The organism is Bradyrhizobium centrolobii (assembly GCF_001641635.1).
Lineage (GTDB): Bacteria > Pseudomonadota > Alphaproteobacteria > Rhizobiales > Xanthobacteraceae > Bradyrhizobium > Bradyrhizobium centrolobii.
In genome coordinates, this window is sequence record NZ_LUUB01000040.1 from 9,301 (window position 1) to 23,956 (window position 14,656).

General features: G+C 63.4%; 15 protein-coding genes. 1 reads left to right on the top strand and 14 read right to left on the bottom strand.

Going from position 1 to position 14,656, the window contains the following annotated elements; translation table 11 throughout:
- Positions 1-207: 207 nt before the first annotated feature.
- From AYJ54_RS10455 to AYJ54_RS10520, 14 genes are all read right to left on the bottom strand, one after another.
- A complete protein-coding gene (locus tag AYJ54_RS10455) occupies positions 208-1,275 on the bottom strand; it encodes a DUF7146 domain-containing protein (protein WP_063698846.1) in 1,068 nt (355 codons plus the stop codon).
- Positions 1,275-5,609, bottom strand: coding sequence for a strawberry notch-like NTP hydrolase domain-containing protein (locus AYJ54_RS10460; RefSeq protein WP_063698847.1), 4,335 nt, complete (start codon positions 5,607-5,609; stop codon positions 1,275-1,277). The genes AYJ54_RS10455 and AYJ54_RS10460 overlap by 1 nt, the downstream gene beginning before the upstream one ends.
- Before the next feature lie 167 nt (positions 5,610-5,776).
- Entirely contained in the window at positions 5,777-6,196 is a 420-nt protein-coding gene (locus AYJ54_RS10465; protein WP_063698848.1) for a hypothetical protein, read from the bottom strand.
- Positions 6,189-6,560, bottom strand: coding sequence for a hypothetical protein (locus AYJ54_RS10470; protein ID WP_063698849.1), 372 nt, complete (start codon positions 6,558-6,560; stop codon positions 6,189-6,191). The genes AYJ54_RS10465 and AYJ54_RS10470 overlap by 8 nt, the downstream gene beginning before the upstream one ends.
- Before the next feature lie 88 nt (positions 6,561-6,648).
- On the bottom strand, positions 6,649-6,957 hold the full coding sequence (locus AYJ54_RS10475) for a DUF4326 domain-containing protein (protein ID WP_063698850.1): 309 nt from the start codon (positions 6,955-6,957) through the stop codon (positions 6,649-6,651).
- A gap of 287 nt (positions 6,958-7,244) precedes the next feature.
- Positions 7,245-7,706, bottom strand: a complete 462-nt coding sequence (locus tag AYJ54_RS10480) for a hypothetical protein (RefSeq protein WP_201724165.1) — start codon at positions 7,704-7,706, stop codon at positions 7,245-7,247.
- A 149-nt stretch (positions 7,707-7,855) separates the two neighbouring features.
- Positions 7,856-8,050, bottom strand: a complete 195-nt coding sequence (locus tag AYJ54_RS10485; protein ID WP_063698851.1) for a hypothetical protein — start codon at positions 8,048-8,050, stop codon at positions 7,856-7,858.
- A 2-nt stretch (positions 8,051-8,052) separates the two neighbouring features.
- Entirely contained in the window at positions 8,053-8,427 is a 375-nt protein-coding gene (locus AYJ54_RS10490; RefSeq protein WP_063698852.1) for a DUF6915 family protein, read from the bottom strand.
- 11 nt (positions 8,428-8,438) lie between these two features.
- A complete protein-coding gene (locus AYJ54_RS10495; RefSeq protein WP_063698853.1) occupies positions 8,439-8,915 on the bottom strand; it encodes a DUF6878 family protein in 477 nt (158 codons plus the stop codon).
- A 105-nt stretch (positions 8,916-9,020) separates the two neighbouring features.
- Positions 9,021-11,156: a ParB/RepB/Spo0J family partition protein gene (locus AYJ54_RS10500; RefSeq protein ID WP_063698854.1), complete on the bottom strand. Its 2,136-nt coding sequence runs from the start codon at positions 11,154-11,156 to the stop codon at positions 9,021-9,023.
- Positions 11,157-11,333: 177 nt separating this feature from the next.
- Positions 11,334-12,527 carry a hypothetical protein gene (locus AYJ54_RS10505; RefSeq protein ID WP_063698855.1) on the bottom strand — a complete coding sequence of 398 codons (1,194 nt, stop codon included), beginning with the start codon at positions 12,525-12,527 and terminating at the stop codon, positions 11,334-11,336.
- A 287-nt stretch (positions 12,528-12,814) separates the two neighbouring features.
- Complete coding sequence (locus AYJ54_RS10510) at positions 12,815-13,027, bottom strand: hypothetical protein (protein ID WP_063698856.1); 213 nt, start codon at positions 13,025-13,027, stop codon at positions 12,815-12,817.
- A gap of 236 nt (positions 13,028-13,263) precedes the next feature.
- Positions 13,264-13,788, bottom strand: a complete 525-nt coding sequence (locus AYJ54_RS10515; RefSeq protein ID WP_063698857.1) for a thermonuclease family protein — start codon at positions 13,786-13,788, stop codon at positions 13,264-13,266.
- A gap of 18 nt (positions 13,789-13,806) precedes the next feature.
- Complete coding sequence (locus AYJ54_RS10520) at positions 13,807-14,301, bottom strand: hypothetical protein (RefSeq protein WP_245328978.1); 495 nt, start codon at positions 14,299-14,301, stop codon at positions 13,807-13,809.
- 113 nt (positions 14,302-14,414) lie between these two features.
- Between AYJ54_RS10520 and AYJ54_RS10525 the strand changes: the two genes are divergently transcribed.
- Positions 14,415-14,621 carry a hypothetical protein gene (locus AYJ54_RS10525; protein ID WP_063698859.1) on the top strand — a complete coding sequence of 69 codons (207 nt, stop codon included), beginning with the start codon at positions 14,415-14,417 and terminating at the stop codon, positions 14,619-14,621.
- Positions 14,622-14,656: the final 35 nt, after the last annotated feature.

Consider the following 14,656-nt stretch of genomic DNA (forward strand, 5'->3'; position numbering starts at 1 on the left):
GCAGCGCCAGCGAAGGATGGCTGTGGGGCGGCTATTTTGTTTCGCGATGCAAAGGCCCGAGAGGGCCGGCGGAAAATAGTCGCCCCTCAGCCATTGCCGGGCCGAGCCGCCTGCCGTCCGATCGCCCTCTAGAAGGCCGTGGTCGCGCCTCTCTGGCATTGGGCCGCAGCGACCGAGGCTGTCGACATGGATAGAAACCAAACGCGCCTATGCGACGGTGGCTGACAAGAGAAGAAAGCGGGAGACGTCCTCTGGCGCGAGCTGCAGCCGCAAGGCCGCTCGTAGGGCATCGAGACCGAAGATGTGCAGATCCTCGTTGAAATCGCCCAGCCGAGGTGACAAGGGGATTGCTTCGATGCCGGCCGCATGTGCGCGGTTCGACAGAATGGTTTGCACCATGTCGCCTGCGGCGTCAGCATCCCGCGCGATATAGAGCCGACGCAAGCCCGAAGACAGCACCAAGGCTGCGAGGTGATTGGCCGACAGCGCTGCGGCCATGGGCAATGTTGGAAGCGCGTAACGCAGCGACAGCATAGTTTCGATGCCCTCGCCGGCTACGAGCACGTCGTCGTCCGGCGTACCGAAGCGAACCGCGTTGCCGAGCAAGTCGCCCATGGCTCGTCGTGGCGTGTCGATCGGTGCCTTGCCGAGCCGAATACGATCAAAGCCATCCGGATCAAGCCAGGTGCGGTGCACGCCAGCGATCCTGCCAGCGAGGTCGGTGACGCCGGCGATCATCGCCGGCCAGGTCTCAGTCGGCAGATGCTCATCAGGGCGATAGTAGCATCGCGGATGGAAGCGGAGGCTACCACCATGATGCACGCGGGCGATTCCGCGACCTCGCAGATAGGTCTCCACCATGGTACCTTCGATCGGACCCGAGATCGCAAACAGCCGCCTTGCGGCCTCTTGTGATCCCAGTGGGACCGCGGAGCGCACTGGTGGTCGTTGTGGTACGAGTTCGGATTCACTGCGGGGCAGATTTAGAAACCGCCTAGCCTCCTCCGCAACTTCGCGGAAGTCACGGAGCCCAAGGCTATACCGAATGATGTCCAGGAGATCGCCATGCTGGCCGGTCGCGGCATCGGTAAACTTGCCGGCGGGGCCCTTCGCGGAATCTTGGAGCCGCACGAACATCGAGCGGCCCGGCGTATTGTAGACGTCCCCAACCAGCCAATACCGCCCCTCGCGCCTGCCGTTGGAGAGATATTGACGGCACACCGCCTCGGCCTCGCGCGCGAGGCGATGCGCCAGTTCGGAGGCGTCGCGGCGCATCACGCGGCCTCCCGTTCGGCGAAGCGCTCGATTGGATAGTGCTCAAGCAGCTTCGCCAGGACTTCGATGCCGCCTTCGTCAGTGGGCACGAACATGCGCAGCTTCCAGGAGATGATCTCGCTGAAGAGGCCGTACGTCCTGAGGCGATCGCGCATCGTGTCGTTGAATCCAGACAGCTCTATGCGGTGGCTGCCCATGACACGGACTCTGCGAAGCTGGAGGCCTTCGGCGAGCTCAAGAACAGTTCGCCCCGCCATCAGGGCGGCAAAGGCCGCGTCCGGCGCCAGCTTGGGCGCGTCGACCGCAAGGACGTTCGCCACCCAGGTGGCCGAAACCTTGCGACCAATGACTCTTTCGCCGGTATCGGTTTGAAGCCTGTAGACCCGCGTCGACTCGTCCGGCAGCCGCTTCCAGATCGGCAGCAGCAAGCCGGCGACGACATGGATCGTGCTTTCCGAGAATTCGGGCACGTCATGGAGTTCGGCCTGCCAGGCCGCGCCGAAACGGGCGCGATCGGCTTCGGCCCAATGGCTTTCCGTCATTGCGCTTAGGGGAACGCAGTGCTGCTCCATCGGCCGGATCAAGCGCACGCGCCGTTCGATCTCACCGTCATCGAGCACGAAGCTTGGCGCCGGCACCTGAACGGCGGCCCGGCCCGAGCGCTCGTTGACCAGCGGGACGGTGCACGAATCCGAGAGCCGATCGAACGCCTCCATTAGCGTCACGGGACGATTGCGCCGTCGTTCGGTGATGGTCAGCAGCCGCGTCTCTGCGCCGGTCCCAGGATGGGTGTAGATGACGCGCCGGTCGGCAACGACGAAGCTCTCGGCGAGCAGCGTCTCCAGGCCGGCGTCGTAGGTGCCGGACGCGATCGCGCCATCGATGCGAGCGGAGAGCAATTGCTCGAACGCGGCGAACAACACGTTTTGCAGGTCGATGGTCAACGCCAGCAGCCTGTTCAAGAATGTCGTGATCGGCGGCAGTTCGTCCTTGATGCCGTTGGCATCCATCAGCTTGAGACCGGTCGCGTCCTCGAAGGCCTGAAGCGAGCAGGCTTCAAGCTTGCCGCGGACGAGAAGCAGGTACAGTTGGCGAAGCGCGTCACGGCCGTAATGGCTCTCGAGGTTGTCCTCGGGACGGAACAGGCCCTGCCCTCCGGTCTGGCGCTGACCTCGGGTGATGGCGCCAAGCGTGTCGAGCCGGCGCGCGATGGTGGAGAGGAAGCGCTTCTCCGCCTTCACGTCCGTCGCAATGGGGCGGAACAGCGGCGGTTGCGCCTGGTTGGTTCGGTTCGTGCGACCCAGGCCTTGGATGGCGGCATCCGCCTTCCAACCGGGTTCGAGCAGGTAGTGAACACGCAGCCTGCGATTCCGCGCGGACAGTTCGGCGTGGTAGCTTCTCCCCGTGCCTCCGGCGTCGCTGAAGATGAGGATGCGCTTGGCGTCGTCCATGAAGGCCGCGGTCTCGGCGAGATTGGCCGAGGCCGCGCGGTTCTCGACTATCAGCCGATCCCGTTTACGAACGACGCGGCGAGAGCGTCCCGTCACCTCGGCGACCATGTCCGTGCCGAACCGCTGGACAACCTGATCGAGCGCGCCCGGCACGGGCGGGAGCGAGGCGAGCTTTTCGATCAGGCGGTCACGGCGCCTGACGGCTTCCCTGCTCTCGACCGGCTGACCGTCGCGATAGACGGGCCGGGAAGAAAGGTTGCCCTCGCTGTCGGTGAAGGGCTCATAGAGCTGGACCGGGAAGGAATGGGCGAGATAATCGAGGACATATTCCCGCGGGGTGATGTCGACCTGGACGTCCGCCCACTCTTCGGTTGGGATCTCTGCGAGCCGACGCTCCATCAGCGCCTCGCCGGTCGAGACGATCTGGATGACGGCCGTATGGCCGGCATCGAGATCGCGCTCGATCGAGCGGATCAGCGAAGGTGTCTTCATCGAGGTCAAGAGATGGCCGAAAAAGCGCTGCTTGGCGCTTTCGAAGGCGGATCGCGCGGCGGATTTCGCCTGCGCGTTCAGCGTGCCGGTCTCACCGGTGATGTTGGCGGCGCGCATAGCCGCGTCGAGATTATTATGGATGATGCTGAATGCGCCGGCATAGGCATCGTAGGTGCGGACCTGCTCGGGTGTCAGCTTGTGCTCAACAAGCTCGTATTCGACACCCTCGTAGGACAGCGAGCGCGCCGCATAGAGGCCGAGCGCCTTGAGGTCGCGCGCCAGCACCTCCATGGCGGCGACACCGCCCTCCTCGATCGCCTCGACGAATTCCGCCCGGGTGGCGAATGGGAAGTCGTCGCCGCCCCACAATCCCAACCTTTGCGCGTAGGCTAGGTTGTGCACCGTCGTGGCACCGGTCGCGGAAACGTATACGACGCGGGCATTCGGCAAAGCATGCTGGAGCCGTAGGCCCGCGCGCCCCTGCTGAGAGGCTGCCTGGTCACCCCGCTCGCCCTTGCCGCCAACCGCGTTCTGCATGGCGTGGCTCTCGTCGAAGACGATCACTCCGTCGAAGTCGGAGCCCAACCATTCGACGATCTGCCGGACGCGCGAAAGCCTTTCTCCGCGCTCATCGGTGCGCAGCGTAGCGTAGGTGGTGAATAGGACGCCTTCCTCAAGCCGGATTGCCGTGCCCTGCCGGAAACGGGAGAGCGGCGTCACGAGCAGCCGCTCCATCCCGAGCGCGGACCAATCGCGCTGCGCATCCTCGATCAACTTGTCGGACTTGCTGATCCAGACCGCACGACGGCGGCCTTTGAGCCAGTTGTCGAGCAGGATGCCTGCGACCTGCCGTCCCTTGCCCGCGCCGGTGCCGTCGCCCAGGAACCAGCCGCGGCGAAAGCGAACGACATTCTCAGCGTCATCACGCGCGGCCGCCACTACGTCAAAAGTCGCGTCGACCGTCCAGGAACCCGCGAGAAACTCCGAATGCGCTTCGCCGGCGTAGATGACGCTCTCGAGCTGCGCGTCCGAGAGGATGCCATCCGCCATGACCCTGGCCGGCAAATGCGGCCGGTAGGAAGGTTTTGGTAGCGCGACCGAGGCCATGGCAGCCGACTGCACGAGCTTCGTCGGATGGGCCTGCGCGCCGGGAATGTGGATCGACTGCAATGCGTAGGATTCGTAGAGCGCATCGGTGATCTTGCTGGCATCGGTGGGTGTCCAGTCGACGGACTCATAGGCGACTTCCGTCGCCACGAGGTCAGATGCTCCCGCCGCGGTCGCCGGCTGACGCTGGCCGACGTAGGCGCGGACGGTTCGGGGCGTTGGGGGGCTGGCAATCGCTGGCACCGCCGCAATCGGCGCGCCAGCAATTGGACGACGTGCTGGCACGTAGCGCGTGACCCAGTCGAGCAAAGTCGGCAGGTCTCGCGCGATGCCAGCGGATGCTGGCAAGGAGGCGACGTCGTCCGCCGGCACGCGATCGATAACGGTCAGGCGGGTGTCGGTGGTGGTGCCGTGCTTGGCATAGAGGGCGCCATCAATCGCCGCGGAGAATACGACCCGGCGCTGTTCCTGAAGCCGCTTGAAGGAGTCGGTCCAGGCGGCATTGTCGGGGGCTACGTTCGCGCTGGTGATGGCGACCAGACGCCCGCCTTCTGGAAGACGGGCCAACGCCGAGGCGACGTGTCGCAATGCCGCATCCGCCATTGCGCGATCGACATGGACCGCGGCCGAGAACGGCGGGTTCATCAGGACGACGCTCGGCACGATGCGCGCATCGAGGTGGTCGTTGATGTGTGCGGCGTCAAATCGCGTAGTGGAAACGGCAGGAAATATCTGTCCGAGAATGCTGGCGCGGCTCTCGGCGACCTCATTGAGAACGAGCGAGGCGCCTGCCAGTTCTGCGAGGACGGCGAGATGGCCGGTGCCGGCTGACGGCTCCAGCACGACATCGGCTGGCGTCATCGCGGCGGCAAGGCTCGCGACATACGCCAGTCCGATCGGCGTCGAGAACTGCTGAAGGGATTGGCTTTCCTCGGACCGGCGCGTCTGGGTCGGAAGGAGACTTGCGATCCGCATCAGCATCGACAGCATGGCCGCCGGCGACGCCGCCTTGGCGCGCATGGCGGCGCCATGCCGCCTTAGGAACAGCACGGTCGCCGCCTCGCAGGCGTCATAGGCGGCCTTCCAGTCCCACACCCCGGTCCCATCGGAGCTGCCGAACGCCGCCTGCATGGCGTTGCGCAGAACGGTGGCATCGATGCGGCGTCCCTGTTCGAGTTCGGTCAAAAGCTGTCGTGCAGCGCTAACGATCGCGGATGCGACGGCTGCGGTGGCACGCATCGAGGGCGGCGCGGCGCTGGCGCCGCCGACGAGAGATTCGGTCATGAGGGATGTCTTTCGGAGAGCGGGAAAGGGCCGAACCGCCCGGCGCTCTCCTGACACCGCCGCGGCTCAAACCCTTCCCGGCCCACCTCTCCCTCTGGACCTCACCCAGAAAGAAAGGGTCCGGCGGCCGGCGCCGGACCCTTTGAGCGAACTATCCGAACCGGCGATCACGTGTTGGAATCGTGCTCATCATTGAGCGGAACGAATGTGATGTCCTCGTCGACGGCGTAATTCTTGGCGAGGTTGATCGCCCAGCATCGCGCTTCCAACAGCTCGCCGAAGTAGGGCTCCCACTTATCGCCGACGCGCGCGCAGCCGTCCGCGACAAGACGGGGTAGATCGGGATGATCGGCGATCTCTTGCCGCGCCTGTTGGAGTGTATCCTCGACAGTGAGAACGAGGAGCGGATGCCAGCCCGCGGGATACCGGCAGTCGAGCATCAATCGCTGCGCCTCATCCGTCGAAAGCCGTCCGGCGGCATAATGCCAGGCTCGTGTCCATCGGCTAAACTTGGCGCCGCAGCGATAGCGGTGACGGCGTGTCCACGACGTAACGGCGGCTGTGCGGCGGCGGATGACGTCAAACATGGCACACCCCGCGGATCCAATGCGCGAGCTCGTCGGGCCTGTTGAGCAAGTCCAGCGATGCGAAATTGTTCGGGCCGCCGACATAGTCCTTCCGGCCCTTGCAGTTCCGAAACAGAACGCCGCTGTGGTGGCCCATCGCCGATTGCGAGACCTGCACGTAGAGGCGATCGCCGTGGAGGGTGATTTCACCGGACACGGCAATGCCGGCCTGGTTGGAGCGGAGGTCGTAGGAACCGGGCTCAAGACCCAGCGCGGTCGCAATACGACGGAGCTGGGATTTCGCACGGCTGTGGAAGAGGCGCTTAGCCTCAGCGTCATAGGCGACGGACTTTCGAAAATCGAACTCCTTGGACGTCCTGGACATATGGGAGACCCCGAGAGCGGGCGAACCATCCCGGCGGCTCGCTCTCGCCGCACGCCAGGCTCGCTCACCTCGGACCCGCCTCTTCCTCTCATGCCGCGGCCCTGACGGCGCGCCACCACGCGATGCGCTCCTCGCGTGTCGCGTTGGCGAGCCGCAGCAAGAGATCGCCATGGCAAGCCCGCGGCGCGCAGAAGCACACGAGATCGCATCTGCGCAGTTCATCGAGCGCACGCAGCAGATGGTGCTGGTCCGCCAGCCATCGCTCGTACCTGGCGATGACGGCTGCGCGGTCGCCATCGCGGCCGATCCGGAACGGATTGCCCCATTTGCTGCCGCGTCCGATGTAGACGGCGCCTGCCGGAATGCCCGCGTGATGCTTGTTGAGAACCCCGCACATTTTCCGTTGTCTCCCGACCTTCGCGTTGCGTCGGACTGGCAGCGGGGCGCGGTCGAGCATCGGCTGTCACGCGAGGCTCTTCCGCCGCAGCGGAAACGGCTTGCCCGTTGACAGCCGATGTGCCGCGCCCAGACAGGACACAACGCAACATTGGTTGGGAGCGCCGACGGGTGCAGGGTTCTCAACAAGCATCGCGCGTGCGGTAGCCGGCGCGTCGGAGAAGGTGATGAAGTGCTGCTCGTCCGGACGTCCTGGTAGCAAACGTCGCTTTGCCCGCCGGGCCAAGGTCAGATATCGCTTCCGGGCGCGACCTGCTCGATGAACTCCTCGAGAAGATCGTTGGTGGACTTGCCAAGGATGGTGTCGGCCGAGATCACGACGACGGCGCCGCCGAAGCCGTCGACACGCATGCGCGAGCATGTGAAGGAGGATACCGCCGACACATATCTGAGCGTCGTCGAACGCCGGACGATATCCTGAATGATGAACTCCCAGGAGGTCTCGCTGAGATCGAGATCCAGGTGTGCCTCCTGAAGCTCTTCATCCTTCAAGCTTGCCAGCAGCTTCGTGACGAAGCTGTTGGCGGTGTTGTCCACATCGAGTTGAGACGCGGCGAGCGCGGCCTCGAGCGCCGCGCGCGCGACGATGAACGTGTCGGCTGGTTGCGACTCGGCAAAGAAATACCAACCGTCTCCGGCGCGCTCGGCTTCGAAGACGTGGGACAGAAGCAGGCGTTCGAGCGGGGTCATGTCCGCTTCGGGAAGCGTCTGTGAATGACGGTGGGAGTAAAGTAGTCAGCCATTTTCGTTCTCCTGAACATGCGATGGCCCGACGCTCCTTGCGCGGAGCGCCGGGCCGAGTGGGATTTGGATGGGGAAGGCTCTCGACGGACGAGGTCTCAGAGCCGCCAGGTCGCAACGATTTCTTGTTCCTGGCGGTGATAATCGAGCATCTCGCGGTAGAACCGTTTGCGCGCTATGCGACACCGGGGGTCGCGAAGCGCTTGCCGACTGAGCTTGCGCGCTGCCGCGCGAACCACCGCACGCCAACTATCATGCACGGTGATATTCAGGCGCAAATACGTGCCGTACATAGTCAAGCTCCTTCTGCGGTCGAAGAAGCCGGCGGCTCGAGCTCGCACGAAATGCGCCGCGTGCGGCTCATCCAGGGTTCGGGACGGATACACCTCACCCAATCAGCGAAGGACGGGATGAAGCCGAGATCCTCGATAACGTGCTGCTCGCCGATCCAACGTGTCGGGATAACGCGACCGGACGACAAGGTGATGGTCGGACCAAAGATGGTCTCGGCCATGAAGATGCCCTCGGCGTGATGGCGGAGCGCGCGGTGCCGGAAATCCGCCGTGATCTGCTTGCTGGCATCGAACCAGTTATGGATCGCCAGATAATCGTCGAGTGCCCCGCCCCACTTCTTTACCGAGGAGAGCGAATGATGATAGGGATGCGCCATTGCCTCCTCCTTCAGAACACATGCTGCGTCAATTCGGAGGTTTCGATGCGCTCATTGAAGTTGAGCGTGATCGATCGCTCGACGACGTCGAAGAGGAAATCACCGTACGCGCCCTGGTTATTCTCCCATCCGGAATAGGTCTGCTCGAGGAGATCGTGGACGAGCTTCTCGATCGCGTCCTTCACGGCGAGGGTTTGGCGCGTGATGATCTGGTTTCCCCATTCGACCCGCGCAATCTCGACATGGATGCTCTGGAGGTCCGTGTCGGCGCCCTCTCCGTCCGCGACAGCGCCGTCGATTTGCCCCTCGTCGGCATGGCCATTGAATGTGACCTCCACGGTGTCGATGCCCGCGGTGGCGAGCGCATCGAACAAGGCTGTCTTGTTCTCGGATAGAGTGGATTTGCATAGTCTGATGAATTCCTGGTCTCGCAAGAGCCAGCAAGCTGAATCGAAACCCGTGCCGGGTGTTGAAGTATCGTCGGTCATGATGCTGCTCCCAAGACGATGAAGCCCGGCGCAAGCGCCAGGCCGAAAATGAGGGGGACGTGGTGAAGAACTACGGGGCGGCAGAAGCCGCCCCGCAGCGATGGACTATTCCGCCGCGACTGCGTGCGGCTGCTCACTCTCGTCGACCGATTCCTCGTCACCGCCGGTGAGGAATTCAGGAAGCGGCTCGGACGGAGCGTCGGAGCTGTCCGAAGGCGAAGCCACGGCGGCGACGCGCAGCGGTTCGGGGAGCCAGCTGGCACCCTCGAGCAGGCGCTCGGCTTCCTTCGCCATCTCCGACTTCTTGAGGTGGTCGATGAGCTGAGCCGAAGATTCGCCCCTTGCCTCGCGGACTGCATCGAGGATGCGGCCCTTGGTGACACGGCCGAGATAATTGTCGACTGTCGGACGCCAGCCGGCTTCCACCATGTCCAGACCAACCGCACGGGCGAGCCTATCAGCCTGGTCGAGACGGCGCTGCAGCCCATGGCTGGTAATGCCGGGCCCGCCATGGCGATCGACCTTCTCGAACAGGGCGTTCACGCCGAAGGAAACACAATGGGCGAGCAGGGCCAGCCGGCTGGCATCGTCGAGCGCAGCCAGCCAATCCCACAGCGCAGCCTCATCGGCCGGCATGTCGGCTCTCCAGCCTTCGTGCCGCGCGGCGACGGACTTGGCCGACGCGCTTTCCTTCAAATCGGGCGCCTGGATCGAAAGCTGCACGTGGCGCACGCCCGCCTCGATGCAGCATGGACCGTAGGTGCAAAGGAAGGCGTCGAGGCAGAGTTTGTGCAAGAGCGCCGTCATTGCGACGTCGGGTTGGGCCGCTACCGCGTCCTGCAGCGCCAGCGTCCGATGCGCGGTGAGCTCCATGACGAGCCGGTCGGGCAAGGGACGGATGGCATCATCCTCTTCCTGATCCGGCGCCGCCTGCCCGGCCATTGTGATCACGCTGCCGTGGACCGCCGGTGCGCTTTGGTCGCCATCATCGGCGCCAGACGTTGCCGCAGCCCCTTCAGGACTGGGCTCAGCGGTTGCCGCAGCAAACGCCGCTTCGTCCTCGCGGCGGACATAGCCGCGCGCGACCTGCAACGTTCCATCCGTATCGATGCTGACGAAGGCGCCGGCGTGCGGGATCGCGGCCGCGTCGAACACATGCGGCCGGTCCTCGAAGGCCGCGAGGGCCTCTTCGAGCTCGCCGAGGCGCGTGTCCGCCTCATCCGGCATTTCGTCGGCATCCTCGTATTTCTCCTGGAGCGCCGTATACTCGGCCTGGAGCGCATCGAGGCTTACCTGTTCCTCAATGGTAAGATCGGCCGGTTGGCCTTCGAGCCGACGCAGCCCGTGATCGTAACCGTAGGGGAAGCTCGGGGCGACTTCGATCCACTTCCACGCTTCGGCCGCGATCGTCTCGGCTTCGGTGCGGAGCTTCTCGGCGACAAGACGGTCGAGCAGCGCGATGTCCTCGAGCCAGCCGCCGCCGTCTTCCTCGAAGAGATCGTGCAGCACGTTGCCGCCGGCCGCCTCATAGGCAGCGAGACCGACGAAACGGGCGCGCTTATCGGAGGCCTTCACCGCACGCTCGGTCAGAAGGCGCCTGATCTGATACGGCTCGTCATAGCCCGACTTGTTGACGTTCTCCCAGACCTGTTCCTGCCGGACGTGATCGGCGGTGACGGAGAACGCCATTAACTGCTCGAGCGACATGCCGTCGTCGGCATAAACGTCGAGCAGCTTCGGGGAGACGGCCGCGAGCCTAAGCCGCTGTTTCACCACTTTGACGGAGACAAAGAAGATAGCCGCGATATCTTCCTCGGAACGGCCTTGTTCGCGCAGCGTCTGGAATGCGCGGAACTGATCGAGGGGATGAAGCGCGACGCGATGCACGTTCTCGGCAAGCGAGTCCTCTTCCGCGGAAATGCTGCCACCGACTTCGCTGACAATGCAGGGAACCGGCGCAGTCTTCGCCAGGCGCTTCTGCTTCACCAGGAGTTCGAGCGCGCGATAACGGCGGCCCCCGGCGGGCACCTCGAACATGCCGGTTTCCTGTCCGTCGGCATCGACGATGGGCAGCACGTAGAGACTCTGCAACAGTTTTTCGCGGTGGGCGATGTCCTCGGCGAGATCCTCGATCGAGATGCCTGCCTTGATCCGCCGCACATTCGATTGAGAGAGCACGAGCTTGTTGAAAGGAATGTCGCGCGACGGCGACAGCTTGATCTTCTGAACGGCCTTTGCCATGTCAGTTTCTCCGGAACGAGCGGCCAAGACCCTCTCTCGGCCTCCAACCCGTTCAAGGAGCGAAGCGCCGCCCTCTTGCTCTAAGAGGGCAGCGCCACGGAGAAAACCAAACGGAGAAACGCGAGGAGGAAGCAAAGCCGGAGACACGGGTAGTTGGAATCCCCGGCTTCGCGGCAGTTAGGCGACGCGATCCAAGAGCTTCTTCGCCTTCGCCTCCATGTCGAGGCGAGCGTCCTGGTGAGACTTGTCGCGAGCAACGGCAGTAATACCCTGCACGAAATCGAAAATGCTCTCAGGCGGCCGACCTTCTTCGATCAGCACCGCATCGATGATCTTGCCTGTCTCGGCCTTCGAGAAGCCGCGGCGACGCAGGAACTCGGTGCGATCATCGTCGCTATGCGCCACGATCCGCTCGCGGGCGGCCTTGATGCCATTGACGAAGGGCATCGGCGAAGAATTGGCGAAGTTCAGCAGCGCCGGGGCCGCCTCGTGAGCAAAGCGGGAGGATGCGTATTTGGAATGACGGATGGTGATCTCCTCGAAATCTTCCACACCCCACAAATTGCGATTTTGGCAGACTGCACGGAGATAGAAGCTCGCCATGCCGAGCGTCTTCGCACCAACTTCCGAGTTCCAGCAATAGAAGCCTCGGAAATAGAGGTCGGGCGAGCCGTCCCGGAGACGACCGGCTTCGATTGGGTTCAGGTCATCGACCAGAAAGAGGAAGACGTCCCTGTCCGATGCATAAAGTGTGGTGGTGTCCTTGGAAATATCGACACGGGGGTTGTAGATCCCGGTTGACCAGTCGAGCACGCCCGGTACCTTCCACCGCGTATCGCCTGTGCCATTGCCGGCGATGCGCTGCACGGCCTCAACCAGCTCATGGTCAAAGATCCGGCCATAGTCCGGGCTGGTGACGGCACGAAGCTCAACGCGGCCATTGTCGGTCTCGAGCGTCTTGATTTGTTCGGCGCGATTGGCGGTCAGACCATATTGCAGGTTGATGCCTGCGAGTGCTGCGGGGAGTTGCCGGAGGTAAGCGGCCGGAGCGCCAACCTGGCTTGCAAGCTGGCCAAAGCTCCAATGAGTCGGCGCGACGGGTTTATCCGAGCCGGGCAGCATCAGGGCCAAGCGCTCGGGATCGCCGCGGCTCGCCTCGACATGAATGAGTGCGCTTTCAAGGACGCGCGTCCGGGTGCGGTCCGTGCGATCACGCACCGTGCGGGCCAGTTCGTTGAGCGACAGATAACGCTGATCTGCGGGACGGGAAAACCACTCCGAGGATACCCGACCGACGCGCTCGCCGCGACTGACGTCCACCCTGTAACCGCCGCTGGCGTCGCGGCGGGCATCAAGAACCTGCATATTCATGGGAGCAATCTCCATGACGGGCGCCGGAAGACTCTCCTCCGGCCATCAACCCGTCACGGCAAATCCGGCCCGCACTCTCACTCTTTAACTGTTGATTTTCCAAGCAGCCCGGCGCCGACAGAGATCACCGACGGCGGCACTTGCTCCGCGTCAGTTGGGGTAATGCGATTTCAAGCGGCAACGATCGTTACCCGAAGGGCGGAGACGCTCCGCGGCTCCGGCCGCAAGCGAACGCTTGCGGGTAGAGCGTGACCGACCGGCAGGGAGGGGCCGCCCGTTGACCGTTCTTACAACCCCAGCTCTCTAAGGATGTGATCCCGGTGCGCGACGTATTGGGCCTGTGTGATGCGAAATGTTTCCAAGAGAGAGCGCGCCAGCGTTGAATCGTGACCGCGAAAATCGAACTCCGCAATACGGAGCTCTTGATCCGAGATATGTTGGGTGCCACGCGCAATGTGCTGTTCGGCTTCCGCCAGATGTCTAAGCTGCATGTTGCGCATGCTCCCTCTCCCCTGCCTCCAGGCGGGAGCTCGATCGGTCTCTCAGCCACCGACGCCTGAAGTGGAATGGCCGGTGATCGAAGGATGATATCATCAATCCGGAAGTGTGCCCAGAGAGACGACGGCGGGACGGCCATCAGCGAAGCTGATAGCCCGGCGCCTGAAGGGAGATGCCGGTGAGATCTGCTGCCTAATGCTTTTGCGAGTTCCGAACAAAGGCGCAATGCGCAGAGGCTTTAGGGATGCGCATTGGCGTCATCCGAACAGGCGGACGGCTTTCCGTTCGCGCGGATGCAGGCACGATAGAGCCACGGCTCGACGTAGCTGCCTTTCCAGATTCCCTGGCCGGCACGTTCGGCGTCACGCTGAGCGCTGCCATATCTGCCTTTCGAGTATTGTGGCCAATCGAGCGCCAGGCCCTTGCGCACAAGCGATTCACCGAGATCGGCGCCGCCGACCGAACAAGTCGCAACCGTGCGGCCATATGGGTCGAGGCTGAGCGGCGAGCAGTTGACCGGACGCCGGGCAATGAATGCGTCAAGGTCATTTGCCGCCTGCGCGCCACAACGATATTGCAAACTGTCCTCGCCGCGGCATAGCTGGCTGCTTTCCGGCGCATCGATACCCCAGAGCCGAATGCGGATTCCATGAATTTCCAGCGTGTCGCCATCAACGACGCTGGCTTGACCAACAAAACCATCGGCCAGCGCGCCGCCGGATAGCAGCAGGAGCACAAATACCAACATTCGGCGCTTGATCATGATCTTGGTGACCTGCGGTTATCGCAAATTGCGCGGATTGAATTTCGGCCAGTTCTCGAGCGGCTTTAGTGAAGGCAGGTTCTCGGGCCGCTCGGGATAGTGAAACTCCGTGCCACGCAGCCAGCGGCCCTCGAAGCGATCCCAAAACAGGATCGCATCCATCTGCCAGGTGAACTCGTACACCCTCCACACGCCGTCGTTTTGAATGACTTCGCCAGTCGCATTGAACGGCAGGCTGTTCAACCGACAGAGCGCGTAGATCTCATCCCAGTGCTCTCGGATGTAACGATCCTCCAGGGCGACGTGGTAAGGCCGGTCAGCTCGAACGCGCGGCCCACCCCCACGCGGATAAAAGCCTTGGCGCGGCATCAGGAATTCGGGAATGCGAGCGATCGCCTTGCCGATCCGGCGCGCCTCATCTGACGATAGCTTGCTCACACCGAAGCTGTAGCGCTGCGCGTCATCACGACAATAGAGCCACGCCAAGGTCACGCCGTTGGCGTCCTTGACCACGTAGCACTCTGAATTCTCCCGGACCAACGTCCAGGGCGGCTTGAAACGGCGGCTTGACTCCATGAGAACAAAATAAGAACATAGGCCGTCGACGGTCAACCTGGAAGAGCGCCATGTCCTCGGTCTCCAAGCCGAACGAACAGGACGATGGGCTGGAGGCCGCCGTCGAGCAGGCGATCGCCGTTTGCGACGGCGATTTGCGCGTGGCTATTCGCGCGCTGATCGTCGCGAACAATTTCTTGGAATCCGAGAACTCGGAGTTGAGGAAGGCCGTATCGCACGCCTACACGCGGGGGCGTTTTCGGACCTACACGGGATAGACGTGATGGCGTGGTGAGGTCGCGAGGAAACATCA

What these genes read in the sequence shown, in the direction of transcription:
- AYJ54_RS10455 (WP_063698846.1), bottom strand. Translation starts at nt 1,275, where the DNA reads ATGCGCCGCGACGCCTCCGAACTGGCGCATCGCCTCGCGCGCGAGGCC.
- AYJ54_RS10460 (WP_063698847.1), bottom strand. Translation starts at nt 5,609, where the DNA reads ATGACCGAATCTCTCGTCGGCGGCGCCAGCGCCGCGCCGCCCTCGATG.
- AYJ54_RS10465 (WP_063698848.1), bottom strand. Translation starts at nt 6,196, where the DNA reads ATGTTTGACGTCATCCGCCGCCGCACAGCCGCCGTTACGTCGTGGACA.
- AYJ54_RS10470 (WP_063698849.1), bottom strand. Translation starts at nt 6,560, where the DNA reads ATGTCCAGGACGTCCAAGGAGTTCGATTTTCGAAAGTCCGTCGCCTAT.
- AYJ54_RS10475 (WP_063698850.1), bottom strand. Translation starts at nt 6,957, where the DNA reads ATGTGCGGGGTTCTCAACAAGCATCACGCGGGCATTCCGGCAGGCGCC.
- AYJ54_RS10480 (WP_201724165.1), bottom strand. Translation starts at nt 7,706, where the DNA reads ATGACCCCGCTCGAACGCCTGCTTCTGTCCCACGTCTTCGAAGCCGAG.
- AYJ54_RS10485 (WP_063698851.1), bottom strand. Translation starts at nt 8,050, where the DNA reads ATGTACGGCACGTATTTGCGCCTGAATATCACCGTGCATGATAGTTGG.
- AYJ54_RS10490 (WP_063698852.1), bottom strand. Translation starts at nt 8,427, where the DNA reads ATGGCGCATCCCTATCATCATTCGCTCTCCTCGGTAAAGAAGTGGGGC.
- AYJ54_RS10495 (WP_063698853.1), bottom strand. Translation starts at nt 8,915, where the DNA reads ATGACCGACGATACTTCAACACCCGGCACGGGTTTCGATTCAGCTTGC.
- AYJ54_RS10500 (WP_063698854.1), bottom strand. Translation starts at nt 11,156, where the DNA reads ATGGCAAAGGCCGTTCAGAAGATCAAGCTGTCGCCGTCGCGCGACATT.
- AYJ54_RS10505 (WP_063698855.1), bottom strand. Translation starts at nt 12,527, where the DNA reads ATGAATATGCAGGTTCTTGATGCCCGCCGCGACGCCAGCGGCGGTTAC.
- AYJ54_RS10510 (WP_063698856.1), bottom strand. Translation starts at nt 13,027, where the DNA reads ATGCGCAACATGCAGCTTAGACATCTGGCGGAAGCCGAACAGCACATT.
- AYJ54_RS10515 (WP_063698857.1), bottom strand. Translation starts at nt 13,788, where the DNA reads ATGATCAAGCGCCGAATGTTGGTATTTGTGCTCCTGCTGCTATCCGGC.
- AYJ54_RS10525 (WP_063698859.1), top strand. Translation starts at nt 14,415, where the DNA reads ATGTCCTCGGTCTCCAAGCCGAACGAACAGGACGATGGGCTGGAGGCC.